This is a genomic window from Paenibacillus sp. YIM B09110 (assembly GCF_037167145.1).
Classification (GTDB): domain Bacteria; phylum Bacillota; class Bacilli; order Paenibacillales; family Paenibacillaceae; genus Pristimantibacillus.
Window position 1 is genome coordinate 24262 of the sequence record NZ_JBANSP010000027.1, and the last position, 24905, is coordinate 49166.

24 protein-coding genes and 1 pseudogene are annotated in these 24905 nt (G+C 47.0%); 3 read left to right on the forward strand and 22 right to left on the reverse strand.

Going from position 1 to position 24905, the window contains the following annotated elements; all coding sequences use genetic code 11:
• Nucleotides 1-11: 11 nt before the first annotated feature.
• The 7 genes from V8F51_RS26515 to V8F51_RS26545 form a co-directional block, all read right to left on the reverse strand.
• Nucleotides 12-863 (reverse strand): MurR/RpiR family transcriptional regulator, encoded by an 852-nt coding sequence (locus tag V8F51_RS26515; RefSeq protein ID WP_337103512.1) that lies wholly within the window; start codon nucleotides 861-863, stop codon nucleotides 12-14.
• Nucleotides 864-896: 33 nt separating this feature from the next.
• Nucleotides 897-1718: a carbohydrate ABC transporter permease gene (locus tag V8F51_RS26520; protein ID WP_337103513.1), complete on the reverse strand. Its 822-nt coding sequence runs from the start codon at nucleotides 1716-1718 to the stop codon at nucleotides 897-899.
• A gap of 15 nt (nucleotides 1719-1733) precedes the next feature.
• The gene (locus V8F51_RS26525) at nucleotides 1734-2633 is read right to left on the reverse strand and encodes a carbohydrate ABC transporter permease (protein ID WP_337103514.1); all 900 of its coding nucleotides are present in this window, start codon (nucleotides 2631-2633) and stop codon (nucleotides 1734-1736) included.
• Between the two features lie 67 nt (nucleotides 2634-2700).
• Nucleotides 2701-4014: an ABC transporter substrate-binding protein gene (locus V8F51_RS26530; RefSeq protein ID WP_337103515.1), complete on the reverse strand. Its 1314-nt coding sequence runs from the start codon at nucleotides 4012-4014 to the stop codon at nucleotides 2701-2703.
• Between the two features lie 277 nt (nucleotides 4015-4291).
• The gene (locus V8F51_RS26535) at nucleotides 4292-4735 is read right to left on the reverse strand and encodes a GlcG/HbpS family heme-binding protein (RefSeq protein WP_337103516.1); all 444 of its coding nucleotides are present in this window, start codon (nucleotides 4733-4735) and stop codon (nucleotides 4292-4294) included.
• Nucleotides 4736-4848: 113 nt separating this feature from the next.
• Nucleotides 4849-5766 carry a hypothetical protein gene (locus V8F51_RS26540; RefSeq protein ID WP_337103517.1) on the reverse strand — a complete coding sequence of 306 codons (918 nt, stop codon included), beginning with the start codon at nucleotides 5764-5766 and terminating at the stop codon, nucleotides 4849-4851.
• Nucleotides 5766-6296, reverse strand: a complete 531-nt coding sequence (locus tag V8F51_RS26545; protein ID WP_337103518.1) for an RNA polymerase sigma factor — start codon at nucleotides 6294-6296, stop codon at nucleotides 5766-5768. The genes V8F51_RS26540 and V8F51_RS26545 overlap by 1 nt, the downstream gene beginning before the upstream one ends.
• A 196-nt stretch (nucleotides 6297-6492) precedes the next feature.
• Here V8F51_RS26545 and V8F51_RS26550 point away from each other — a divergent pair, with 196 nt between their 5' ends.
• On the forward strand, nucleotides 6493-7617 hold the full coding sequence (locus tag V8F51_RS26550; protein WP_337103519.1) for an amidohydrolase family protein: 1125 nt from the start codon (nucleotides 6493-6495) through the stop codon (nucleotides 7615-7617).
• A gap of 106 nt (nucleotides 7618-7723) precedes the next feature.
• The gene (locus V8F51_RS26555; protein WP_337103520.1) at nucleotides 7724-8788 is read left to right on the forward strand and encodes a glycoside hydrolase family 43 protein; all 1065 of its coding nucleotides are present in this window, start codon (nucleotides 7724-7726) and stop codon (nucleotides 8786-8788) included.
• Between the two features lie 176 nt (nucleotides 8789-8964).
• Here the strand turns inward: V8F51_RS26555 and V8F51_RS26560 are convergent, their stop codons facing one another.
• From V8F51_RS26560 to V8F51_RS26570, 3 genes are read right to left on the reverse strand one after another with little or no spacing between them, the layout of a single operon-like run.
• Nucleotides 8965-9546 (reverse strand): ferric reductase, encoded by a 582-nt coding sequence (locus tag V8F51_RS26560; RefSeq protein ID WP_337103521.1) that lies wholly within the window; start codon nucleotides 9544-9546, stop codon nucleotides 8965-8967.
• Between the two features lie 47 nt (nucleotides 9547-9593).
• Nucleotides 9594-10610 (reverse strand): FAD:protein FMN transferase, encoded by a 1017-nt coding sequence (locus V8F51_RS26565; protein ID WP_337103522.1) that lies wholly within the window; start codon nucleotides 10608-10610, stop codon nucleotides 9594-9596.
• A 32-nt stretch (nucleotides 10611-10642) separates the two neighbouring features.
• Complete coding sequence (locus V8F51_RS26570; RefSeq protein ID WP_337103523.1) at nucleotides 10643-10984, reverse strand: hypothetical protein; 342 nt, start codon at nucleotides 10982-10984, stop codon at nucleotides 10643-10645.
• 204 nt (nucleotides 10985-11188) lie between these two features.
• Between V8F51_RS26570 and V8F51_RS26575 the strand changes: the two genes are divergently transcribed.
• Nucleotides 11189-11527, forward strand: a complete 339-nt coding sequence (locus V8F51_RS26575; protein WP_337103549.1) for a helix-turn-helix domain-containing protein — start codon at nucleotides 11189-11191, stop codon at nucleotides 11525-11527.
• Between the two features lie 105 nt (nucleotides 11528-11632).
• On the opposite strand, the gene V8F51_RS26580 is transcribed toward V8F51_RS26575, so the two are convergent.
• The 12 genes and pseudogenes from V8F51_RS26580 to V8F51_RS26635 all read right to left on the reverse strand — a co-directional run bounded on the left by V8F51_RS26580 (nucleotide 11633) and on the right by V8F51_RS26635 (nucleotide 24765).
• Complete coding sequence (locus V8F51_RS26580; RefSeq protein WP_442956493.1) at nucleotides 11633-12517, reverse strand: phosphorothioated DNA-binding restriction endonuclease; 885 nt, start codon at nucleotides 12515-12517, stop codon at nucleotides 11633-11635.
• Between the two features lie 202 nt (nucleotides 12518-12719).
• A pseudogene (locus tag V8F51_RS26585) lies at nucleotides 12720-13605 on the reverse strand (aldo/keto reductase).
• A gap of 4 nt (nucleotides 13606-13609) precedes the next feature.
• Nucleotides 13610-14044 (reverse strand): MerR family transcriptional regulator, encoded by a 435-nt coding sequence (locus V8F51_RS26590; protein WP_337103525.1) that lies wholly within the window; start codon nucleotides 14042-14044, stop codon nucleotides 13610-13612.
• 173 nt (nucleotides 14045-14217) lie between these two features.
• The gene (locus V8F51_RS26595; RefSeq protein WP_337103526.1) at nucleotides 14218-15012 is read right to left on the reverse strand and encodes an SDR family NAD(P)-dependent oxidoreductase; all 795 of its coding nucleotides are present in this window, start codon (nucleotides 15010-15012) and stop codon (nucleotides 14218-14220) included.
• Between the two features lie 90 nt (nucleotides 15013-15102).
• Nucleotides 15103-16110: an AraC family transcriptional regulator gene (locus tag V8F51_RS26600; RefSeq protein ID WP_337103527.1), complete on the reverse strand. Its 1008-nt coding sequence runs from the start codon at nucleotides 16108-16110 to the stop codon at nucleotides 15103-15105.
• 178 nt (nucleotides 16111-16288) lie between these two features.
• The gene (locus V8F51_RS26605; RefSeq protein ID WP_337103528.1) at nucleotides 16289-16936 is read right to left on the reverse strand and encodes a 2OG-Fe(II) oxygenase; all 648 of its coding nucleotides are present in this window, start codon (nucleotides 16934-16936) and stop codon (nucleotides 16289-16291) included.
• A 175-nt stretch (nucleotides 16937-17111) separates the two neighbouring features.
• Complete coding sequence (locus tag V8F51_RS26610) at nucleotides 17112-17939, reverse strand: carbohydrate ABC transporter permease (RefSeq protein ID WP_337103550.1); 828 nt, start codon at nucleotides 17937-17939, stop codon at nucleotides 17112-17114.
• A 2-nt stretch (nucleotides 17940-17941) separates the two neighbouring features.
• On the reverse strand, nucleotides 17942-18826 hold the full coding sequence (locus V8F51_RS26615) for a carbohydrate ABC transporter permease (RefSeq protein ID WP_337103529.1): 885 nt from the start codon (nucleotides 18824-18826) through the stop codon (nucleotides 17942-17944).
• A gap of 99 nt (nucleotides 18827-18925) precedes the next feature.
• Nucleotides 18926-20269: an extracellular solute-binding protein gene (locus V8F51_RS26620; protein WP_337103530.1), complete on the reverse strand. Its 1344-nt coding sequence runs from the start codon at nucleotides 20267-20269 to the stop codon at nucleotides 18926-18928.
• Nucleotides 20270-20299: 30 nt separating this feature from the next.
• Nucleotides 20300-21370, reverse strand: coding sequence for an SIS domain-containing protein (locus tag V8F51_RS26625; RefSeq protein ID WP_337103551.1), 1071 nt, complete (start codon nucleotides 21368-21370; stop codon nucleotides 20300-20302).
• 13 nt (nucleotides 21371-21383) lie between these two features.
• A complete protein-coding gene (locus V8F51_RS26630) occupies nucleotides 21384-23789 on the reverse strand; it encodes a glycoside hydrolase family 9 protein (protein ID WP_337103531.1) in 2406 nt (801 codons plus the stop codon).
• Entirely contained in the window at nucleotides 23779-24765 is a 987-nt protein-coding gene (locus V8F51_RS26635) for an ROK family protein (RefSeq protein ID WP_337103532.1), read from the reverse strand. Before V8F51_RS26635 ends, V8F51_RS26630 begins: the two co-directional genes overlap by 11 nt.
• Between the last annotated feature and the right edge of the window lie 140 nt (nucleotides 24766-24905).

The window sequence follows — 24905 nt, forward strand, 5'->3', positions numbered from 1 at the left end:
TTTGCCACACATTATTTCTTCCGCCTTACGGCCTGCTTCGTGCGGTCTAGGGAGGCAATGCTTTGCTCATAGCTGCCCGCAACCATACCGACGTACAAGATATCGATAACGTTTAATTGGGCGATACGGGAAGCCATCGCTCCGTTACGAAAATTCTGATCGATCGTGCTCGTAAAAAGTGCGATATCCGACATATCCGCGATCGGACTATTGCCAAATTGGGTTAAGGATATCACTGCCGCGCCGTTCGCCTTGGCGACCTGAAGCGCATACAGCACCTCTTCCGTGCGACCGGAATGCGATATGCCAAGCACGACATCTTGGTCTGTCAGATTGGCGGCAATAATCGCCTGGATATCTCCGCTTGCTCCAAGCTCGCACCATTTGTTAATGCGCGACGCTTTAAGTTGAAAGTCCTCCGCTACTAGCGCAGTCGGACCGATGCCGAACACCCCGATCTTTCTCGCCTGCAGCAGCTTCCCAACAGCTTGGTCGACAGCTTCCGGCGATAGCACCGTAAGCGAATCCTGTACAGACTTCAGATTGCTGCCGCTCACCGAGGAGATAAGCTCCTCCGTCGAGCTTCCAACTTGAAACTGCTGGTATTCCTCCTGCTTCGTATCGGAAAGAGCCAAATCAGCCGCAATGCGCAGCTTCAATTCCTTGAATCCCTTGCATTTCAACGAACGGGACAGCCTTACAATAGTCGCTTCACCGACCTTTGTCTTCTGCGCCAAGCTTTGGACGGAAATATTAACAACCTCGTTCGGATGATCCAGTATATATTTGGCTGCCTGCTTTTCCATCGAAGATAAGGAATCGTAAGCGCCTTCTATGCTCATTAATATCCCTTTTAGCATCATTCTGCTTCCACCCCTTTCCTCTTCCTATTATCATTAGCTTTTCATCCCCGTAAGAGCAATCCCCTCTATGAAAAAACGTTGCAGAAGCAAAAAAAGAACAACAAGGGGCAGTAGCGCCATGAAGGCTGCCGCCATCATAAGCGGGTATTCGGTTGAGAATTCACCAACGAAGCTAGCCACTGCCAGCGACAACACTCGCATCTCGTCGGAATTCGTCAGGATGAGAGGCCAAATGAAGTCATTCCAAGACGCAATCAGCACGAAGATTGCCAGCGCCACAAGCCCGGAACGAGACAACGGCAGATATAGACTCCAATAAATTCGGAAATAAGAACTGCCGTCAATCTGAGCCGCTTCGCCCAACTCACGAGGAATAGATAGGAAAAACTGACGAAGCAGAAAAATCCCGAACGCGCTCGCAAGCCCCGGAACAATAAGAGCATTATACGAATCCAGCCATCCGAGCTCCTTCATCAATACAAATGTAGGAATAATGACAATCTGGCTCGGCACCATCATATTGGAGAGGATGATGAAAAACAACGTGTTCTTGCCTGGGAAGGACATTGTCGCAAACGCGAATGCCGCAAGCGAGCAGAAGAACAACTGCCCTACTGTCTTGGACAGAGCCACGACGATTGTATTGAAATAATAACGGATGTAATCGGTTTTCGCGAATACCTCCGCAAAGTTAGACCACTGGATCACATCCGGCAACAGCTTCGGAGGCGTCAGCATCGACTCCTCGAACGTCTTCAATGCGGTGTCGAGCATCCATAAGAACGGAACAAACATGACGAACGCGCCTGCTATCAGTATGATATGGATCGTGACCTTGCTTGCCATTCGGTTCATCTTGTCGCCTCCTTTCTATTGATAGTGAACCCATTTTTTCTGAAGCGCGAACTGTACTAACGTGAAAGCCAAGATAGCAGTGAATAGAACGACAGCCTGCGCCGATGCGTAACCCATTCGAAATAGAACGAAGCCTTGATCATAGATCGTATAGACAATAGAACGGGTCGAATTCAGCAGCATGGGATTCGGTCCCGAAGTCCCGGTCGTGCCGCCTGTCATGACGAATACAAAGTCGAACAGCTGCAGACTGTTTATCAAAGCGATCAGCAGGACGAAAAACAGACTTGGCGTCAGCAGCGGCAGCGTGATGCGGAACAACTGATACCACTCCGACGCTCCATCCATCTCGGCGGCTTCGTAATAGGTTGCGGAAATGCCTTGCAGACCTGCGATCAAGATAATCATATAGTAACCCACCGTCGACCAAATCGAGACGATGACGATGGATAACATGGTCATCGATGGATCGGACAACCAGTTAGGCTGCGGCAAATGAAGCAATCCCAATACGTAATTGACAGGACCAAACTCCGCATTAAGCAGCCACTTCCAGATCAGTCCCACAGCTGTTGACATCGTAACAACAGGGACAAAATAAAGGGTACGGTAGAGCGACAATCCCCTTATACGCTGATTCAACAGTATCGAAGCTACTGTAGCCAGTCCGATCGATACCGGTACGCTAATTACAGTAAAGTAAACGGTATTTCGAATCGACTGAATAAACTCAGTGTCGCGAAACAACGCTGTGAAGTTATCCAAACCTACGAAGATCGGCTTTGTTAATCCGTTCCATTCCGTGAAAGACAGCACAAGGGATGCAGCTGCCGGGAGCAAGTGGAACAAGGACAGCCCAAGCAGCGCAGGCGCGATGAACAGATACGCCCATCTCATTTCCAATTTTCGTTTCATCCGCTCACCAACCTGATCGGAAACCGAAGGGACATCGTTGCTCCCTTCGGCTCCTTTAATCTCATTGCTATTTATCTCTGCTCAAAATCTCGTTCATCTGCTGTGCCGCTTTGGACAGTGCCTCTTCCACTGGAACTGCACCAGTCAATGCTTCCGTAATGGATGCCGCCATTACCTTCTGCCATTCGGACGTGTTCTGCGATACCGGATAAGCTACCGCATCCGGGAGGGATACGACGAACGCTTTCATGTCCAAAGACGGAATCGACTGCGCCCACAGATCGACATAATCAGTATAAGCCGGGAAGTTGATTGCGTTTTTCCCAAGAAGCTCCTGGCCCGCTTTGCCTGTCAGTAGATTCAGCAGTTCCCATGCCTCTTGCTGATGCTTGGACTGCTTATTAACGACCCAGCTGGAGCCATGCACATAGAAACCGCTCTGCTCTCCGCTTGGAAGAACCGTTACCCCCAGCTTGTCGCCGAGCAACTTGTTTAGATTAAAGGCATCGAACGAACCTCCCGGATACATGGCCGCGTTGCCAGAGCCGAAAATTTGCAATGCCTCCGTCTCCAATTGCTGCTGCGCGGAAGGAGAAATACCCTGATCCATCAAATCCTTCATGAATTGAATCGCCTTGATCGTGCCTTCGGAATCCAGTCCCGACGTCTTCTTATCGGCGCTGATCACACTGCCGCCCGCTTGATGGATGAGAGGATAGTAGCCGATTTGATCTGCGTTTACCGCAATATAACCGTATTTGTTAGCGGCTTTATCGGTCAATAGGGCTGCTTTCTCCTTCAGCGTTTCCCACGTCCAGCTTTCATCCGGATACGGAACGCCTGCTTGATCGAACAGCTCCTTGTTATAGAACAATCCGATAGAGCCGAGGTAGAACGGAATGCCATAAGCATGGCCGTCAAGCTTGTATAGCTCATTGATGCCTTGCGGATATACCGAAGTGTCCACTCCGTCTTTCTCAATAAGGGGTTGCAAGTCTGAGAGCAAGCCGAGCGATGCGAATTTATTGAAGTTCGGTCCGTTCATCATGAACAGATCGGGACCATCGCCTCCAACGAGACTCGATTGCGTCTTTGTCCAATAATCCTTGACTGGCGTTACCGTAACTTGCACATCCGCCTCGGGATGCTCCTGCTTATAAATCTCAATTACCTGATTGACGGTATCCTTCAGCTTCTCATCCCAGATGGCGAGGTTCAGCTCAAATTTTTCCTTGCTGCCCGTGTTCTCTTGAGCGGCCTCCGTACTTGCCGGTTGCGATTGATTCTGTGCCGCGCCGTTATTGCTGTCTGTCCCTCCGCATCCCGCTAGAATCAAGCCGAGCATAGAAACCAGGGATACAATTATTAGTGCCTTCTTCATTTTCATTCCCTCCGTTATGGTTCAGTTTCTTCAAGCACAGCTTCCAGCGGTCTGGTCAGCGGGTTCATTTGTAATAATGTTTCATTTTATATTATTCTTAATGTAACATTATTTCACGTTGAGCCAAAAAAATATGAACTCGCTTGATGAATTTTATTTTATTCACACTTTACCAACCTGTCAAGTATGAATTTAAAAACACCACAACCGCATAAAACCCGACCACTCTAGGTCGGGTTCTCATCATTTATTGATACCTAGCAGATCGGATCGAATTCTAATAATGATAGCGTCCGGCTCCATGCATTTTTTGCATGCTTTCGAAGGCATAGACAACAGCAGCAGCCACTTCAATGTCTTGGGCGCTGGTGCCCCCGCTAACGCCGATCCCCCCGACAATCTTATCTTCGCTGACCAATGGAATGCCTCCTCCCAGAATGACGAGCTTACCCTGGTTAGTCGTATTAATCCCAAAAGTAGGACCGCCCGGGAGGGCTGATTGCGCCAGATTAGCCGTCGGCATCTGCATCGCTACACTTGTCCAAGCCTTGTTCTGAGAAATTTCAATACCAGCGATTCGCGCATTATCCATACGATGAAATGCAATCAAATTCGCACCATCATCAACGATTGCGATATCGCAGGAGAGCCCCATTTGCCGCCCCTTCTGTTCCCCGATTTCAAGCAATCGTTTGGCGATTTCTAAAGTTAGTTTGACCATATTACACAACCCCTTGTAAAGAAATTCAGCATACAAAGATAGGCGACTGTCACTTTAACTGCATGATATGGTCATTTCCCCAGAATGGTGCAAATCGATGATAAGAGCACTGATCAATCTCCCTGTTCAAGCAATTGAAGCAGTGTATCCTCTCCCGCCGCATATCGATACTGTTTCGTTTCATCCTCGTTGGTTAACTGAAAAACTTGGCTCACGGGATCATACGTTACTGTATCTCCGTATTTCGTTTGAAACGCGGATTGAACATTTACCGATTGGATTTGACCCGCTATATTTTTGTAAATATAAATCTGCGTTCCATCAGTAACAACGATCGCCTCGGTTACTCCATCACCGTCCAGATCCTGCTCATAAATGATCGGTGAATTCATTTGATAATATACCTTGACCACATCCTCCTCTAAGGAAATCCAATACGTGCATTTCCTCTGAGGCCCGCATCTACCGTCCATTCTAAGGTCAGCCAATCCGAAAGCATCGCTTTTTTGGAAGTTCACTTCCGTCATTGCGCCATAACCAATCTCGTAAAACTCGCCATTTGCAGAACTGAAATGGTTGGAAAGCTCAAATCCGAAGAAGGAAGTGTCTCCTTCCTCCGCTTTCGTATAATTCAAGTACTTGCCGAAGCCGTCTATGGTGACCGCTTCTTTGATTTCAACAGAGGTTATCGGCAGTCGCAGCAAGGTCGAATTTCTCACTCCCATATCCGTTTGCGGAATGAATTTGAGATCCTTGGCAGGCTCATAGTCCAATAAGATGTTTTGGCCGGAGGTTGCTTCCGAGCCCATTATCGCTTTTGAAGGCAAACGGTCAATGAGAGGAAGGATCGTCATACAGATCATTAAGCCGATAAGCGGGATTATGACCAAGTAGAAAGGGCTGTTCATCTTCTTGCGCTGATTCTGCTGGGCCTGACTCATGACGGTTTGTTTCATTTCCTCCGTAAATACCCCCTTTGGAATGGAGCTTGCCTTAACCATTGCCGACCAGTCGGGTTTATCATGATTCATTATCTAGCCGCCTCCCATCTCTTCTGGGCTTCCTTGCGCGCCCTGTTCATCCTGGACTTAACCGTTCCTTCTGATATCTCGAGCAAGCCCGCCATTTCTTGAATCGTCAAATCATGCTCCAAATTGAGAATAAGCACCTCTCTCAGCTTGCGAGATAGGCTCATAATAATTTCTCGAAGCTCTGCTGCCGCTTGATTCCCCATATAGGTTACTTCTGCAGACTGAGCTGTCTGGGTGGATCTCACATTTTCGAACAATAACATCCTGCGAAAATAACTGGACCTCATCTCATTAAGCGCAATATTTCTAGTGATGGAAAACAGCCATGTTTTAAAAGAGGATTGCCCTCGGAACGTAGACATTTTCAAATGGACTTTTATGAATACTTCCTGTGCGATATCTTTGGACTGCTCATGATTTTTAGTTATCGCATAAGCGTATCTCCACACGTCGTCCCCGTATTGCGTCATCAAATTGTATAGCTCCGTACTGTCCACATCTTGTATGTATTTCAAGTATTCCGACTCCATCAGGTTCACCTCCACCCTATTAGACAAGTTAAAGCGCCCAAAGTTCCCTAAATCCCAAAATAAACCTAAGAGCAGGTGAATCTAATGGTACCTACAGAATCAATGTTCGTAAGAATAGACCTTTATAAACGAAAAACTCGAATGATATTATGAAGGTAATAAATTCAAAATCCACTTATATCGAAGAGGGATCAATATGAATAAATGGGTGCGAATGACGGTATTACTGGTAGGAGTGACCTTGGTTGGAGGCTGTTCAAACGGGGTATGGCCGGTAAAAGAGACATTGACCGAGACGATCGTCGAACCGGCTACCGACTACAAGCCAGATAAAGGCGCAGCGGACATGGTTCGCTCGTTGCGCGAACGAAAGGACCCTAACGCTAATCTATCCGACGTATACCGGGATCTAATCATGATCGATGTTCATAATCATGATGCCGCCCATCCGGATCCCGTGAGTTTGTGGGGCCGTCTTGGAATCGACCGCATCGTACTGTTCGGGGACGTATCCGAGCCTAGCGCGCAAATCACGGACAAAGCTGCCTGGGAGCATTATCGCCGGGATACATCACACCTTTATCCTTCCTTCGCCGGGTTTCCGATTTATGAGGAGGAGGGCACACGAATCGTAAAGGCCAACCTGGAGCAGGGATATCTCAACATCGGGGAAGTTGTTGCTGCTTCGACCGCTTCTCCAATTGTCAGTCAAGTGAAGTGGAAGGCGAACCATCCGAACGACGGTTTTTTTCCTCAAATCTATGATTTGGCTGCAGACTACAAAACGCCGATTCTACTGCATATCGATCCTCCCAACGGAATGCCCATCGAGTATCTGGTTCGCGCGTTGAAAGAACACCCGGATACAATCTTTATCTTCGCTCACGCCAATGTATTTAAGCCCCCTTCCCATATCGAGGGCTTGATTCAAGAGTTTCCTAATCTTTATATCGATTTTTATCCAGGATTCACCGCATATGACCCCAGCAGCACGAACAAGCTGGAAGACTTCGTCCCGCTGATCGAGCGCTATCCGGAACGGTTCTTCTTATCGACGGACAGCGGCTACAGCATCGGAAAGGAGAAAGCGGCAGCCGCCATGTTCCAGATGATCGATTTGCTAACGCCGGAAACTGCCGTAAAGGTCGCCTATCAAAATTACGAGAGTATCATTGAACGACAGCCTCCGACGGAAACGCAAATCGCGAAAATCAAAGAACTGACTGCTCGTCTTGTCGAGCCCAAAAGGTATTCCTTAAATAAGCGAAAAGCGAATGAACTGATCTTCGAGTTGGAGCAAAGGGTGCTTGAGAAGTCATAGTAGCTGCAACCGTGAATCGTATCATAAGCACGGCCATGGGACATAATGACTGCAGGCTCTCATATGAATGCTCCGATGTGAATGATCAAAGAGGTGGATAGGTGAGATGAAAAAAATATTGCGTTTGCTTACTTTTGTGCTGCTTATGTTGCCTATTATCGTTATATGCAGCTTTATTGACCAGAAGGGCGCTGATCGCGCAGTATTCGCAGGTGTGAAGGAATCCGAATATAAGAATCCGATTATTAAGCAACGCGCCGATCCTTGGATATACAAGCATTCAGATGGTTACTATTATTTTACGGGATCGGTTCCGGAGTATGACCGAATTGAGCTGCGTCGTTCGAAGACGATTCAGGGCTTGGATAAAGTTCAACCCGTCGTTATCTGGACGAAGCGAGAAAGCGGCCCATTGAGCAAGCATATATGGGCTCCTGAGATTCATCATATCAATGGCAAATGGTACATCTATTTCGCAGCAGCGCGAACGGATGCACCATTCGATCACCGCATCTATGTACTGGAGAACGATTCAGAGAATCCGATGTTAGGAACATGGGTCGAGAAAGGTCAAATCAAGACGAAGTGGGAAACGTTCTCTATCGACGCGACTACTTTCGAGCATAACGGCAAAAGGTATTTGGTTTGGGCACAAAAAGATCCGAATATATATGGAAATTCGAATTTGTATATCGCTGAGATGGAAAATCCATGGACCATAAAAGGAGAGCAAATTATGCTGTCCAAGCCGGAATTCCCTTGGGAAACTATCGGGTTTTGGGTGAATGAAGGTCCGGCTGTGCTGAAGCGTAACGGAAAAATCTTCATTACTTACTCCGGCAGTGCAACGGATGCAAATTATGCGATGGGCATGCTCACGACTGACGAGTCAAGTGAATTGCTGAATTCGGCTTCCTGGAGCAAATCCCAATCGCCCGTGTTCCAAAGCAACGCTAAAACGGGGCAATACGGACCTGGACATAACAGCTTTACGGTTACCGAAGACGGTAACCGGGATGTGCTAGTTTACCATGCCCGTGATTATAAAGAGATCGTAGGCGATCCGTTATACGATCCGAATAGGCATACACGCGCCCAAGTATTTACCTGGAACAAGGACGGTACGCCGAATTTCGGAGTGCCTGTAGCGTCTGAGCGCTCTGATCCTTAAACCTTGCCGATAATTGCAATTGCGTCGTATTGATAATAATTCTTTGCTCCGATACTCCCCCATGCAGCAACTTCGCTATGTCTAACCAAAACAAAACACAACCCGACCTGTTCCGGTCGGGTTGTGTTTTGTTAGTTGGAAGCGAACCATGGATACTATTTTCGAAGACTTTCCCATCATCCTGTCCGCCGCGGGGTCCGTTTAGGGATTCCCCCGGCTGCGGACGAGCTTCGCAGAAACATCCTGCCCCCGAACAGTCCCAGCGTAATCACGAAGGTGGCTATATACATCGCCTGAACCAACGGATGTGAAGCATCCGTTCCGACCTTGATGCCATGAAGTAAAGCGATGAGATAGATGGGATACGATAGCATATGGATGGCAATCCACAGCGGACGCTTCAGCTTGGGACGCATATCCGAGGATAACATCAACACCAACATGCCGTACATCGCGAGCGTGCCGAGTCCATACCAGAACGGATGCGAGCGAGCCGTAAAAGGAACCAATATTTCAACTGCCGTAAATGGGGAATAGGTATCGATCATCAAAATGAAGGCATGCAGCAGTGTGACGATGACGCCGCCGCCAGTCAGCCGCGTATGCCATCGGTGCAACTTCGCCTTCAGCGGTCCTTTTGCGAAGGGATAACCATACAACATGCCATGCGCCATGCCTCCGAACAATAGCAAATACGCCGCAATGCCGAATATTCGCGTCATGTGCCAGGTCGGCCAACTCAATACCCATTGAATCATACGATACTCCCCCTTCTGCTCCTTGATTCTCTTATCTCTCGGGACAACTACCTTGCTCGCGCCGACTCCTGTACTGACGGCACAAAATCGTCGCTCCGCCATTGGCATGCAAATTCCGATGATGATCGCCCGCTCCAAACCGTCTCTCCATCACGCATAACAACAAGCGCCTCGCAGCCGGATGAATGGCGCTGCATGGCTGTTATCGCCTCGGCGCCAGCCATGCACAGCACCTTGGCCCATATTTCGCAAGTGATGACATCTCTACCCGCGACCGTCGCCTGCACAACCTCGCTACGTGATGGCTTACCTGTGAAGGGGTCTATCAGATGATGGCGTTCGCCATCATCTGATAGCCAGCGTCTGCCCATCACGCTGGAGGTCGCGACCGCCCCGTTCAGCAGTTTCAGCTCGCCAATCGACGCATTCCCGTCCCACGGCGACTCAATTGCGAAGCTAGCTGGCTCGCCGTCACGGTCATGCTGCCAGACGAGGGCATCTCCCCCCGCGTTAATGAGACCCGCACGCAAACCTCTGCGGGCACGAAACCATTTCCCCGCGTGCGCCACCGTCCAACTCTTTGCTATACCGCCGAGGTCAATTGCCGCTCCTTCCGCTAGCCGTACCGCCTTCATGCCGGGGTTTCGTTCAAGAACGGCTGCGGAGGCTGCACTTAACCCCTCCTGACGCTTTCGAGAGCTTTCATCAGATGTGTAGCTCCCCCCGACTAGGGCGGGAAGCCTTGCATCAACGCCTGTTGCAAACTTCTCAAAAGAGCGGTCGTACCCCGCCGCTTCCAACGCGGGCAGAATGCGAATATCAAACCAACCGTTCGTTGCCTTCCGATAAATCTCGGCTTTGGCCAGCACGTCGTACAGCCTGTCAGAGAGAACGACCCATTCGCCTCTGGAGCTATTGAGCCTAGACAGCTCGCTATCAGGCCGGAATCGGCTGAATCGGCTCTCGCATTGCTCGAACCAACCTCGCAACTCACTGGCATATTGCTCGGAAGTTATGCCATCCCCCTCTTCATGCTCCAACTGCACCTCTATCCGCGTATTCATCGACGAGAACGCCATGTCCGTGCGCCGCACCATCACGATTTACCCGTCCGCGACGACATGCCGCTCGTACTCTCCCTCTCCGACCAGTACTCTCCGCCTTCATCGCTGCTCCCCGTGTCCCCATTCCCTCGGCCGTAGCTCCGGGATCCCGACTGCCAGGTGTCGGAGAAGCCTGCATCGGAGCCGCTATCCCCCGCAACGTAGCTGTCACCGCTCTCTTCCTGGCTTTTTGCCAGCACCTGGAGCTTGAACGTCTCGCTATTCTGTATAGCGCCGAGCAGCATCATGACCGCGGTCACGCTCCCCGCGCCGATCTTCCATTTCCTCCACTTATCTTTCCCTTTCGCCATCGCCCATCCCCATTTCTTCGTCATATTTAACGATGAATTTCCATTACCTGTTACCATGATAAGTCGGGCTACTTAAATAGAGCTTAAATTGAGCTAAAAACGGCTGACAGGCTTCTTCTGGTGTAGTCACGGTATAGATTTCTTCGCTTTAATGTTGACCTATAAGTTCATATTGAAACCTTGTACATGTATTCACCCGCATGGGCTTGCTATATTTTAAATTGGGTGATGAACTTGAGCTTTGACTATGGAATTATTGGACGCCGCATTAAAGGCGCACGCGAGAAAAAAGGTCTAACACAAGAGAAGCTGGCAGAAGAATTAGATGTTTCTAATGCTTATATAAGTAAAATAGAACGCGGCAAAACGCCAATAAGTCTGGATAGGCTATCAGATATATGTCATGTACTAGAGGAGTCTACAGAATATATTCTGAATGGTTCCGATAACACTTCTGAGGATTATTTGCGAAATGAAATTATATTAATGCTTGAGGGTTGCTCAGCAGAGAAAGTTAAGCTTATTTCACAGGTTATTAAGCCTATTATCGAATTTCGGGGCAAATAACGAAAAGCTGCAATCGTGTGCACCTAACGTTTATATTCGATCACGCAATAAACCCTTTACCGCGAGGCAAAAGGTTTATTGCGTGATCTTTTTCGTTTATGTGCATTATAATACCATCCTCTTCGCCTTCACTGTCCCTCGAAAAACTTCTCGCAGATGCCAGTTCAGATACTCAGCATACGGCAGGTAGACAGGATGATTAGGGAGACGCATAGCGAGTCCGTGAAGCTTTCTCAGTTCATCGTTATCGTGAGGTATTCCGCCTGCTTCCTGCGATACGATGATCTGACGTTCCGGTGTAATGGTCAACAAGCCGCAGTTATACCACTTGTGGTGCAAGAGGCACAAAGCTAGTCCGTTCTCTTCACTATCCGGCCCTCCGGCTTGTAGCCACTGAATATGCGATGCATAAATCCTTGTCAATATGTTATCAGGCTGCTCTTGCACATCGCATATGACGCAGCGGTAATCATAAGCTTTTAGTACACGATTATGAAAGTCTACATTTGTTAGACGTTTCACAGGAGGCGTCCTTGGCAATCCTAGTTCTTTCTGCAAATCCTCGTGAATACACACTGGAAAATGGCACTGTAAAACCTCTTCCACAATGGACTCGATTAAGCTCGTATTCCCATCTAACAGAAGAAGAACATTCGGATGGAACGCACCCGCAACTCCATTCTCGATTAATTGATTGTCCGTATACGGTTTGTTCCTTAACACAATGTTTAGTTGCCAAATGCCGTCCGACACCAAACTTATAAATGGATGAACCCCTCTCGCTGACGCTTTGGATGGACAAAATTTCGACATCAGACTCTTCAATTGAACATGTATCTCACTATATATCAATTGCTTATTCCCATGATGCAGCTGCGATAACGCAAATAAAATGAAAAGCGGTTTGTGTGGTAATCTCTTGCCGTTCCTACGCCACTTAGCCAAATGATGAATTAGTTTTCTTAATTCAAGGTCATCCCTATACGCCAAATGTCATCCCCCCATCCAAATATATCAAAATAACCCATCTACACGCATGCACTGAATAGTAAACTTTAACTCGTAAGTTCAATACCTACAGTTTTTTCTATAAAACACGAACAAAAACCCGACCTCGCGAGGTCGGGTTTTTCATGGTATGGGTGGAGGCGAACCGTGGCTGTGCACAAAACCACAATTCGCCGTTTCTCCGTTACCCTTCAAGCAGCTCCATCTGTTCCTTCATATATCGAGTACCATGAACGACATGCTTAGGACTAACCTTCTCAATACGGATCAAATCCTCAGGAGAAAGTTCAACATCCACGGAGGCTGCATTTTCCTCTAAATATTTTATTCGTTTAGTTCCCGGAATCGGCAATCTCTACATTTTTATTGAAATTATCACCTTGGAACCGCGGCATATACCTACGAAGATCATTTGCGTCTAAATCTTCAAACTTACGAAGTTCGCCAGTAATAAAACCTCTGCTCAGTGGGCTGTAGGCAACAGGAGTAATTCCTAATTCTCTAGTAGTCGGAAGTATCTCATCTTCAATATCCCGGCTCCAAAGCGAATACTCGCTTTCTAATGCGGAAATAGGATGTACTGCATGTGCACGACGAATGGTGGAAGCCGATGCTTCCGAAAGGCCGAGATAGCGAACCTTCCCCTCCCGAACTAACTCAGCCATCGCTCCAACTGTCTCTTCGATAGGGATATTGGGATCAACACGATGCTGGTAATAAAGATCGATATAATCGATTTTTAATCGACGCAGGCTCTCTTCCACTGCTTGTTTGACGTAAACGGGGTGACCGTTAATGGTCTCATAATTAGGTGTGTAAGAAAACTTTGTAGCAATTACGGCTTGATCTCGACGTCCTTTGAGCGCCGCTCCAAGAAGCTCCTCGTTATGCCCATTCCCATAAACATCAGCGGTGTCTATCAAAGTAACTCCTAACTCTAGAGCGCGATGTATGGTCTTAATAGACTGTTCATCATTGGTTTCTCCATACATCCCCGGAGACATCCCCATGATCCCCAAACCAATTGCAGAAACGACTAGATCACTATTCCCTAATTTAATTGTTTTCATATTTTTATCCCTCTCTATCGGTTCGTATATGTTGCTGATTTTCCATTTGGCTTAACCATTCACTTTCTGAACGGGCCCTTCCCATCTCTATATCCTCATAAATAGATAGCTTATTATTCACAGCATCAAGTGCTTCTGCAAGCTCACTCTGACGTCTATATAAGTCCTCTTTATATTGGTTAAGAATAGATTTTCTTTGCGGAATTGTGGAATCGCCATCCAATGCAAGATTGACCATTTGTTTCAGCAAAGACACTTTCATTCCAGTTGCTCGAAAACATGTCATCAGTCTAATCCAATCCAGATGATCCTGTTCAAACAGACGATTACCATGCTTATCTCTCTTAATATAAGGAAGCAATCCCTCCTTCTCGTAATATCGAATGGTATGTGCCGGGCAACCTAGCCGATCTGAAGCTTGTTTAATTGAAAATGCCATGTTCTTTGATCCCTCCTTTACGAATGATTTCAGATGTACTCGACCGGATCTTCTATAGGTTAATCCTTAAAGTGCACTTTAAGGCAAGCTCGAAATTTCGAGAAAAACGAAATCAAAAAGAGCCGCAACCACGCGGCTCTTAAACCTATTCTTTATTGCTGCTTATAAGAATGTTAAAAAATCGTCGGCACCATTCCGCCATCCATACGAATCGGAGATCCTTTAAACGCCGAAGCATAAGGACTGCATACGAATGTTGTTAGTCTGCCTATCTCACTAGGCTTAATAAATCGCTGTAATTCGGATTGAGGCAGGTTTGCAGCCATAAATTTTTGCTCTTTTTCTGAGAAAGTCATGTTTTCATCCGCATATATACCGTCAATGATTTGATGCACATTTTCAGAGAGCGTGGGTCCCGGCATGATCGTATTGACTGTAACTTCTGTACCTTTTGTTAGTTTGGACAAGCTTTTTGACAATGATAATAGCATTGATTTTGTCATGCAATACTGAGGCATTTGTCCCGAAGGCATGATGGCCTCTTCACTAGCTATAAAAATAATACGGCCAAAATTGTTTTTCAACATTTTAGGCAAATAAAACTTAGATAAATGATTTGCTGCAAGAACGTTTGTGCGGAAATAGGATTCCCACACTTCGTCGTCAACATCTTCATATTTCATAATTTCATATTTACCCATACTATTTACTAAAATATCGATTTGTGGGTATTTTTCAAATATAGCTTCTCTTTGCTTGGCATCCACAATATCGGCTGCAGCATTCTGAGGCGTTGTATCCGGGAACTTCAACTTGATTTCACTCACAGTACGTTCTACTTCATCATAATTGCGTCCATTGATGAGTACATTAACGCCTTCTTTGGCAAGTTCAATGGCGATTGCTTTGCCTATGCCTTTCGTTGATCCTGTAATTAGTGCTGTTTTATTATTTAATCCCATATCCATCATGCATGTCTCCTTTTATGTTGTGGATAGTGATTATATTACCTTGTATGCGTTGTTCGGTAACTAGCATATCCCGCCAATACTCTTGTTTTACACGCCAAATTGTTCTGCGCGCCAATTTGAAGGAGTATCACCTTCCCAATTGCGAAAGGCGCGGTAGAAAGAGTTCTGGTCTTCATATCCGATCAAGAAAGCCACTTCCTTAATATCAAGAGAGGGGTCCGCCAAGTACTCTCGTGACTGCTCATGTCTAGCCTCTGTTAACAAATTATTGAAGCTTGTGTTTTCGCTGCTAAGTCTCCGCTGCAAGGTACGGTCGCTCATACTGAGCTCCCTCGCTACAGCCTGAATGTCCGGACGTCCGCCTGTGAGGCTGCGTTTCATAATCCATTTGACCATCTCAGCAATTGTTCGGCCCTGCTTCTGTTCATTCAATGATTGGTCTAGAACGGGAGTTAGAATCTCCAGTAGCTCTTTATTATACGATACAAAGGAACGATCCAGATCTCTTCGATGCAGTGTCAGTCTGTTACATGTTGCATCGATTAGGACAGGGCAGCCAAAGTAAGCTTCAAGCGCCTTCACATCGCCCATGGATTGGGAAAACTCGACATTCCGCGCAGTCAATAGTTGCCCTGTACCCCTGCGTCCAAGCTCTAAAAGAAATGCCAGAGTGAGGCCTATAAGCATTGGCGGACCCGATTGCTCCGAATTCTGCCATTCCAGTTCGATCGTACAGCGATCGGCCTCTTCAGTGATCCGTAACCTTTCAGGAGGGCAAAGTTGTTTGTAACGAGCCATTCGGTTCAGAGCGTCACGGTAGTCACGAGCGTGGTAAGTCGCTAAAACAGTCGGCGGGTAGTGCGTTGTCTCGTAGGAGGTCGCCAGATTGATAATTGCCTTGGCCGTATCGCCTACAAGATCGGAATAAGCCTGCCATAACGCAAAATATTGGGCAGTGGTGACTTCCGGTTCAGATATAATGGTAAGCGGTAATCGTGCATTGCGTGCTACTTCGTAGTCGGCAATTCCCAATTGACGTAATCCTGCCCAAAAACCTGGTGAGAGTTTAATCCGATCTATGGTACGAGATTTCATTCGTATGGCACTCCTTTTTAAATACGGTCAAAATAACGATGCTATACTAGCAAGTAGATTAAGTATATTCCTCTTTAAGGAGCATGTGGAGCTAATTCTAAAGCGTAATGTCGAGGGAATAGCAAAAACCACATCCTCATGCGGATGCGGTTTACATATGGTGGTGGCGAGCGGTTATTTAGGAAATACGAAGGGCTTGTCTTCTCATCCACATCGTTGCAACCCACTTTTCCCCCTTAATGACCGGTGTCCCCGCATGCAGAGTGAAATCGTTTAATTCATGATTGCTGTAAAAATATTCAAAGTATACGGCCATGCCTTTGTTAGGGAAAACTGACATATTAAGCATGGGAAACGCCGTTTCCCCGCCCTCCTCCACATCATTCAAATACATCACGAGCGTACTAATTCGATTGTTAGCGCTTGCTCGACTCGTTTCTGCGAAGAAATCATAATGTGGTTGATACTCTTGGCCAGGGGTATATAGCAGAACTTGCAATCCGTCACCGTGCTCGATAGGAATATTCATAATTTGAGAGAAGCGCCTCTCGATTCTTGTAATCGTCTCACTGTCCTCGCAGAACACCCCGCTGCTCGTTCTAATTTGATTGACTGCATGATCTCCACCTATTTTAGAACGTTGCAATTGATCCCTGGAGTGTTTAATTAGCTCATCGCATTCCTCATCGCTCAGCACATTGCCCAGCACGACTACCAATGGCGCCTCATACTTGGCAAGTATACGAATTTCCCGATCATCCGTCTTGATCGTATTTCCAATGTGATCAAATATCGTCAGCTCTTTCTCAGTCGTATCTCCCATCATCGTTATGCAGCCCCTATAGAATGACATTCACCACAGAGTAACATACCATGAATCGAAACGATTTACTCTATTAATTTCAGAAAAGTCGAAATAATTTGACTGTATTTTGTCCAAAACCCGACCTCACAAGGTCGGGTTTTTCATAGCCAAACAACCGATACCTACGTCGCTCAAATTACCCCTTCACACTACCCGCGGTAACTCCTTCTATAATTTGCTTCTGCAATACGCTATAAATAATCATGACCGGAACAACGCAGAATACGATACCCGCAGCCATTTGCGCATAGTTGGACAGCTTTGCATCTCGGAACTGAACCATACCGACAGGCAAAGTGCGTAGAAGATCATCCGATAGGAAGTAGTTCGCAAGCAGGAACTCGTTCCAGTTCCCTAAGAAGGACATAATAAATACCGTCACGAGCGCAGGTCCGACTAGCGGCATGGCTATTTTCGCGAAAATCCCCTTTGCCGTAAGTCCATCGATAACAGCTGCCTCTTCAACTTCTTTAGGTAATGAACGCATGAAAGCAGCGATAATAATCGTAGATAACGGTATCGCGTTTGCCACATATGGGATGATAAGCGCAAGATGGGTATTCAATACTCCGATTTTTTGCAGCAATAAATAGATGGGAAGCATCAAGGATGTATTCGGAATCAGCATTCCTAGCAATACAATGCTAAATATGACCGAACTGATCTTATTATATTTCATGCGAGTTACAGCGAATCCAATCATGGCTGAAATGATAATCGTCAGAATGGAGGATACTAACGAAATGTATAAGCTATTAAAGAAATAAACATTAATTTTCGCATTTACCCATGCATCAACATAGTTTTCCCAATGAAATTGCTTAGGAAGCCCGAACGGACTTAAAGCAATCTCCGCATTGTTCATTTTGAATGAAGAAAATACGACGAATAGGAATGGAAACAAAATGATGAGGAGATACGCCATTAAAAATATATGATTACCGCTTTTTTTCAGCGCCTTCATCATTAGTAATCAATCCTTTCAGCACGTCTAGCAATTAAGACTTGATATAGAACCGTAACCACCATCGTGAAAATAAAGATAATTAAGGATAATGCATTACCGTAACCATACTTAAAGTTGGTGATCGCGTATTTGATCATATAAGTAGCCATTACATCCGTCGAGCCTGCAGGTCCGCCCTTCGTCATGACAATAATAATATCGGCTGCTTTCATTGAACCCGCGATGGAAAGCATAATGACAACACTGATTACAGGCGTGATGAGAGGCATCGTAATTCTTCTCACGCGCTGAAGGCCGGTTGCGCCGTCAATCATTGCAGCTTCATCCAGTTCCTTAGGAATCGTAAGAATAGCTGCAAGAATCATCACGATATAGAAGCCCGCCCATTGCCAGGTGTTCGTAATTAGAATAGACAGCATCGCTGTCTTCGGACTACCTAACCAATCGACCGGTTGTCCGCCTAAGAACACAATCATTTTATTGAGCAAACCAACATCATAGTTATAAATAAATGCCCACAATATTCCGATTACAGCCGTTGACATGACGGTAGGCATGAAGATCGCCGTCTTGTATAAGCCTTGCAGCTTCTTTACGTTCGCAATCATTAATGAAGCAACGATCGTAATCGGGACTTGAATAAATACAGAGAATAGGATGAAGTAACCGTTGTTTTTGACTGAGTTCCAGAACGCTGGGTCTGTAAGTGCTTTCGAGAAGTTTTTGAAGCCAACCGGCTTCACATTATCTGAAATCCCGTTCCAGTTCGTAAAGCTGTAATAAAGCGAACTCATGAGCGGGTAAATAAAAAACATGATAAGCAGCAGCAATGCTGGAATAATAAACAGTATATATGTGACTGGATTTCTTAGGGCTTTATTCATATCACTCACACCACCTTGCCAATTTATCATCCTGAAGATTTAAGTAAAGGCACCCTTCACTTCCTATAAGGGTGCCCTTATTGTTACAACCTATAGTATTTATTCTGCCTCAGCATTCGCTTCGTCCTGAACCTTTTGAATCGCAGCGGTTGCCTTCTCTGGAGTCGTTGTATTGCTAACTATTTTTTGAATTTGAGTACCGATCTCTGTAGTAACATCAGCAGGTACCAAGGCATCAAACGCAGCGTAAGAAGATTTTGTATGAAGAAGCATAGTCATAAGTTCCTTCATCATTGGGTCCTTCACCTGTTCCTGCACCTTTGCTTCGTCCAGCTTAATGCAAGGCAACGATCCACGTTCAACTAGGAATCGCATTTGCATCTCTTCCGTGTAGAAGTTTTTAATAAACGATTTGACAGCATCCAGCTTTCTTGGATTGTTGGCTACATCTGCCGAGAATGCATAACCGTTGTTCATATCCTGCATGATCGATGTTTGGTCGCCTACGCCGCCAGGCATAGGAGGGAAGTTGAAGAAGCCGACCTTACCAGCAAGGCTAATGCCCGCTCCGCCTTCTTGGAATAATGAAGCAGCCCAGCTACCGTCGAACATCATCGCCGATTCACCATTAATAAATTGGGTATTGTAGTCCACATACTCGAAGCCAAGCTCGCCCTTCTTGAAGTAGCCTTTATTGACCCAATCCTGATGAACCTTGAACGCTTCCGTTATTGCCGGATCGGTCCATTTCGCTTCGCCAGTGGAGAACTTCGCAGTTACTTCTGGACCTGCAGTACGGGACCAAATCTGGTTGGTCAGCATGAGTGGTACCCACGCAGACTTAGAACCAGCCGAGAATGGAATTTTGCCATCGGCTTTGATCTTGTCCATAAGCGTCAGCAGTTCATCGTAGGTTGTAGGTACTTCGAATCCTTTGGATGCAAAATACTCTTTGTTGTAGAATACGCCCTCAGCACTCGCCGACATTGGTAGTCCATATACTTTGCCATCTAGCGTCCACGCATCTAGATTAAGGAATTTATCTTTAATTCCGAGCTCATCGAGAATCGGCGTAATATCGAGTACTTTTCCTTCCTTGGCGAACGTTTTGACATCGGGACTACCGAATGCATCAAAGATCTCTGGCACGTTTCCGGACGCCATTTCACCTCTGATTTTATCTTTGCGGTTGACTTCACCGTCAACGCCATCCATTTTCACCGTTAATCCTGGAACTTCTGCTTCCATCTTCTTGACTGCTTCCATCGTTAAATCGAGCGTCCCCTGTCTTCTTTCCCCGATCAGAGCATGACGGAATGTGATCTCGATAGGCTTGTCATCCGTGGAATTGTTGGAGTTATTCTCTGGACTAGAGCCACAGCCAGCTAAAGCAGCGGAAGTTAACAGAATCAAGGACGATACTACTAGTGCATTTTTCTTCATTAACATGACCCCCAAGTTATGAATAATGGATTAAGCATAATCGCCTGGCTTCGTCTTGCTCTTCATTGCCACTCCAAAGTCGGTATAAATTCGATTGCGGAGTTCAATGCCTCTTGCGGTAGCAATATGATGGGCTAAAATTTGAAACGGAATGATCATGGTGAAAGGTGCCATCTCTTCTGTTAGTTCAAGTTCTAGACCAATCGTGTGTTCATCACTTGCACGGTTCAGCGACAACGTATACGTATAGTTTGTATACTTACTCTCATAGTCACGCAGCAGCACGAGCCTCTCTTGTACCTCACCTCCTATCTCCAAGAAAAATATCCGATGCTCGGGATTCACCTCAAGGTAAGGACCATGCATGAATGCCTCCAATTCAATCCCTTGCGAAGGCATGCGAACCGTCTCGCAGAATTTCGTCTCGAATTCTTTGATGGTTCCGTATGCAGGCCCATACCCAATTGCTGTAAAGCGAGGTGCGTTAACGAAATCATCTTTGTGCCTCTCAAAAAACTGCTCCGTCTTCTCAATGGTTAATGGAATCGCGTCGATCGCATGCTCGAAATGACGCAATATCTGTTGCTCCTTCTCGTGAGTGATCTTGCCATTCACGACAGCGGTACGGAGACCAGCAAGCATTAAGGTGAAGACAGTAGCAAGAAAACCCTTAGTTACGAAGCCTACTCGCTCCTTGCCACAGCCTATATCGATGGTGACATCCGCTACTGCCGAAATCTCGGCATTCACATCACTCGTAAGAGCAATCGTCGTAAGCTCTGTTTCGTGGCGAGTGCGCTCTAGCGCACCGATTGTCGATGTACTCTGACCGCTCTGGGATATCCCCAAGACGAGGTCCGTATACGGACTGAACGATTCATAGTTCGCAAAATGAAATGGCTCACGCACATCAATTCGAACGTCAATCAATCGCTCGATAAAGTATTTCGCACTGAGGGCTGCATTGATGCTTGAGCCTGTTGCAAACACGAGCCAATCCGCTTTCGTCCCAACCGTTGTTGCGAAGGCTTCTACATTGGCCGGATAGGAAGCAAGAATGCTGCGGGACATCGACTCTTCCTCATGAATGTAGGTCATCATCGTCGGTTTCGAATCAAGATTCACGGTGTACCTCCTCCGCTGCATACAAATCTGCCAATATGGACATCCATTTGCCTGCAAGGCCTACCCAAACTTCCTTATAAGTGGCGTTGTTGAATTGCGGCCAGTAAGGAACGTCCTCGTTACCGAACGTTTGTACACCTACGGGAAGCTCTCCCGTCATCTCACCGCTTAATACGGAATATTGCTGCGCGTAACGGTAGCCTTCACCGTACATGAGAGATTGACCGAAAGGATTTTTCCCGACAATCCACTGCAGCTGACCCTCCGCAATATCTAGGAGCTCATGATCCTTCAAGTATTGCCCGGCGATCGAAGCCGCTTTCCCTGTGGACAACACGATCGCATTATTTCCTTTGAAAGAGAACCATACTGGGAAACGGCGTACGTATATCTCCTCCGTAAGCTGAACGCCTTGTTGCAATTGAAGCGTATAGTCGACTTTCGCACGCTCATCTACAAGTAAGTGCTGATGTCCGAAGCTACGCTCATCCTGATGCTCATCCACATGATATAGACCGCTTGAGATCATCGGATATGGCGCCGTATACGAGCTTAATTTCTTCAGATACGAGCCATACGCTTGAATCGATTGAAGCCAGCGATCGGCTTCCTCGTGCTGAGGCTGTGACTCATGTACAGCGACCAACGCTTGCAAGTAAAGATGCTCGCGCGCCTGATGGTTGAAGTGCTGAATGATCTTCTTATCCGTATTGCGGTAGAAGAAACCTACGAATGACGTTCCATCGGGAAGAGAGATGCCATCAAGCTCCTGCGACTGTTCCACATAACGGATATATTCAGCCGCCTTCTCTGCGTAGCGCTCTTCCTGCGTTGCCTTGTACAGCATCGAGGCTGCCCAAGAGGCTGTAGCCATGAATAAGCTCTCCGACGTTTGATACGTATGCTCCCAGAAGATCGGCTTCTGATCGAAGCCCGCCTCTGCGAAGACATCGAGCGCATATTGAAAGTCTTCCTTCGCTATTTGCAGTAAACGCCCCGCTAGTGCTTCATCAGGGAGGCGGGAAGAAATATACGCCTCGATGCCTGCACAATAAAAATTCTCGTAGGCTTGTTTGTGCACACGTGCCTCGCAGTCATCCATATTGCCAATGAGACCGTCCGTCCAACGTGTAATTCCCGCACTAGTGGCACGATAGCCGTCACCGTATCTCGTTTGTAACAGGAAATCCAGACCCCACTCGCCTTCCTCCAATAAACGAAGGTACAAATCCTCATCGATCGGCTGAGTCCGCTCAGCTAACTCGAACAATGCAAGCGTTACTTCAGCGGTCTGAATCAGTTGCTGCGATACATCTCCCGCATCATGCCAACCACCGTGGAAGGCAAGCTTCGTCCCGTTATGCTCTGCGATAATATCTCCATGACAGGTACCATGAATGCCAGGAATCGGATAGCCGCAGCGTTCACAGAACACAAAGTTCAATGACTTCCAGATCGAAGCATGCCATACCGCCTCTGAGGACCCAATCGTGAACGGATGTGAAGTGATCTCGCCAGCCTGGATGTAGTAACGACCTTCCTCTGTAACCTCTGTAAATTCCATCAATTGAAACTGTCCGATACCTGTCTCAACGTGATTGATTGTTCCTGTATATACGGATGTGCCACTTTCCTCGCTAATGATCTGAAATTGCTCCGCATCCAGCTGCTGTGCCAATGCCGTCTTCGCGCTATCTGTCCGGTATCCAGAATGAGAGAATACAATTTCACGTAGACTTGGCAGCCACCCCTTCGTCACTTCCTGCTGATTGACGAGTTCTAATTGAATCGATCTCACGGACAGCTTCATAGAGTCACCTGTCGCATGGCTCTTACCGTTAATGTAGTAACCGATCTGTACCTCTGTAATCACATCTCGCGGAAGCTCTGCAATGTTAAGATGAACCGTATTCCACTCCGTGTTCGACAAGTTAATGCCGTGTACGCCCTCGCGGAAATAAATATCTGGAATTGGGATTTCGCCTTCATTCCGGAATTTGATCATCACGTACGTGTTCGGGGTGCCTTGGAAATCAGCCTTTAACTCGATTGAGATACGATTGAAGCGTTTCCAATTCTCGCCTTCGAAACGCCGCACAAGCCACGCCTCACCGAAGTTAACGTAATCTCCGTCCTCCGGCGCGCCTTCCGGCCAATGTGGCATCACCGTGGGCGATGCGATAGACACCGATCCATCAGGATCTGCACTCACTTCGCCAACACCCTTGAATGCCCACTTGCTTGCGTCAGTCTCACTCGCGCTGTACAGCACGCGTGAATCGATCACTTCCAGCTGCTCCTGAGCCGCCTCTAAGGAATGCTCGGTGTATCTAGGCAGCGGACGATGGATGTAACCCGACTGCTTAATATCTTTCTGCAACTGCTCACTTAACATCGCTTACTTCCTCCCATCTTCTTGATCGACTTGCCTCGAGGCCAACCAATGCTGCGCCAACAAGTCCCGTCTCTTCACTCTTTACTTTCGTGTATACGAGTCCATTAGCCACGAATCGCATCGTACGCGGATTCAATGCTTGCTTGATTCGCCGGAAGAAGTAAGGATTACGGGCAACGCTGCCGCCAAGCACAATCGTATCTGGATCAGTTACCCTTACCAGATTCATTATCGCCGCCGCAGCTGCACGCGATGCATCATCAACGATACGAGATGCTAGTTCATCTTCTTGTTCTGCCGCTTCCAATATCGTTTGCGCAGCAATCCGTTGTCCTTCCACAAGCTCAAGGGAGCTAGTCGGATACGTTGGGAGCAAGTCAATCACGCGCTCGTGCATGCCTAGGCCTGAAGCGATGCGTTCAACGCAGCCAGTACGACCACATCCACACCGCGCATCACTATCCATCGCAACGACCATGTGCCCGACTTCACCGGCATTGAATTGGTTCCCCTCCACGTAGCGTCCATCCACTACCGTTCCTGCTGCAATACCTGTCCCGATGTTGAAGTAAATAAAGTTTCTCGACTGTTGCCCCCAACCGAGTGCCTGCTCTGCACGCGTCGCGCAAGCCACATCGTTTTCTACGCCACACGGTACTTGAAACACCGATTCGAGCTGTTCACTTACGTTAGTGAGCTCCGACTTGCCAGGTTGTATCTCATGCCATATTCCATTATGCGTATCCACACGTCCAACCACGCCAATGCCAATCGCTATTTGCTCGCGGGCAATCAAGGTACTTCCTACTTGAAAATCGTTAATCGCATGTATAATTCCTTGTAGTGCAGTATGCTGGCTTGTGGTATCGCTTGGATACGACTTCGTTTGCAACACCTCACCCGCGGGGGTTACTTCACCGACAAGAATTTTAGTCCCGCCTAAGTCAACTGCAATAATCGATTGTGGAATTTTCATATGTGTATCTCCTTGCAAATTTGGTAACGATACCAAAAGTAGCTGAAATCTATTTCGCAGACCAAGCATAGCAAATTACAAAAAGAGCTGTCAATACACTATTTAGTTAGTGAAAAATCATTTACCGGCAGCAAGTTGGC

Bases quoted from the DNA above. Each gene is read 5' to 3' on its own strand.
- V8F51_RS26530 (WP_337103515.1), bottom strand. From the start codon at position 4,014: ATGAAGAAGGCACTAATAATTGTATCCCTGGTTTCTATGCTCGGCTTG.
- V8F51_RS26545 (WP_337103518.1), bottom strand. From the start codon at position 6,296: ATGGAGTCGGAATACTTGAAATACATACAAGATGTGGACAGTACGGAG.
- V8F51_RS26600 (WP_337103527.1), bottom strand. From the start codon at position 16,110: ATGAAATCTCGTACCATAGATCGGATTAAACTCTCACCAGGTTTTTGG.
- V8F51_RS26555 (WP_337103520.1), top strand. From the start codon at position 7,724: ATGAAAAAAATATTGCGTTTGCTTACTTTTGTGCTGCTTATGTTGCCT.
- V8F51_RS26605 (WP_337103528.1), bottom strand. From the start codon at position 16,936: ATGATGGGAGATACGACTGAGAAAGAGCTGACGATATTTGATCACATT.
- V8F51_RS26590 (WP_337103525.1), bottom strand. From the start codon at position 14,044: ATGGCATTTTCAATTAAACAAGCTTCAGATCGGCTAGGTTGCCCGGCA.
- V8F51_RS26610 (WP_337103550.1), bottom strand. From the start codon at position 17,939: ATGAAGGCGCTGAAAAAAAGCGGTAATCATATATTTTTAATGGCGTAT.
- V8F51_RS26595 (WP_337103526.1), bottom strand. From the start codon at position 15,012: ATGGATATGGGATTAAATAATAAAACAGCACTAATTACAGGATCAACG.
- V8F51_RS26540 (WP_337103517.1), bottom strand. From the start codon at position 5,766: ATGAATCATGATAAACCCGACTGGTCGGCAATGGTTAAGGCAAGCTCC.
- V8F51_RS26620 (WP_337103530.1), bottom strand. From the start codon at position 20,269: ATGAAGAAAAATGCACTAGTAGTATCGTCCTTGATTCTGTTAACTTCC.
- V8F51_RS26515 (WP_337103512.1), bottom strand. From the start codon at position 863: ATGATGCTAAAAGGGATATTAATGAGCATAGAAGGCGCTTACGATTCC.
- V8F51_RS26625 (WP_337103551.1), bottom strand. From the start codon at position 21,370: ATGATGACCTACATTCATGAGGAAGAGTCGATGTCCCGCAGCATTCTT.
- V8F51_RS26565 (WP_337103522.1), bottom strand. From the start codon at position 10,610: ATGAATACGCGGATAGAGGTGCAGTTGGAGCATGAAGAGGGGGATGGC.
- V8F51_RS26575 (WP_337103549.1), top strand. From the start codon at position 11,189: ATGAACTTGAGCTTTGACTATGGAATTATTGGACGCCGCATTAAAGGC.
- V8F51_RS26520 (WP_337103513.1), bottom strand. From the start codon at position 1,718: ATGAACCGAATGGCAAGCAAGGTCACGATCCATATCATACTGATAGCA.
- V8F51_RS26525 (WP_337103514.1), bottom strand. From the start codon at position 2,633: ATGAAACGAAAATTGGAAATGAGATGGGCGTATCTGTTCATCGCGCCT.
- V8F51_RS26635 (WP_337103532.1), bottom strand. From the start codon at position 24,765: ATGAAAATTCCACAATCGATTATTGCAGTTGACTTAGGCGGGACTAAA.
- V8F51_RS26570 (WP_337103523.1), bottom strand. From the start codon at position 10,984: ATGACGAAGAAATGGGGATGGGCGATGGCGAAAGGGAAAGATAAGTGG.
- V8F51_RS26535 (WP_337103516.1), bottom strand. From the start codon at position 4,735: ATGGTCAAACTAACTTTAGAAATCGCCAAACGATTGCTTGAAATCGGG.
- V8F51_RS26550 (WP_337103519.1), top strand. From the start codon at position 6,493: ATGAATAAATGGGTGCGAATGACGGTATTACTGGTAGGAGTGACCTTG.
- V8F51_RS26630 (WP_337103531.1), bottom strand. From the start codon at position 23,789: ATGTTAAGTGAGCAGTTGCAGAAAGATATTAAGCAGTCGGGTTACATC.
- V8F51_RS26560 (WP_337103521.1), bottom strand. From the start codon at position 9,546: ATGATTCAATGGGTATTGAGTTGGCCGACCTGGCACATGACGCGAATA.
- V8F51_RS26615 (WP_337103529.1), bottom strand. From the start codon at position 18,826: ATGAATAAAGCCCTAAGAAATCCAGTCACATATATACTGTTTATTATT.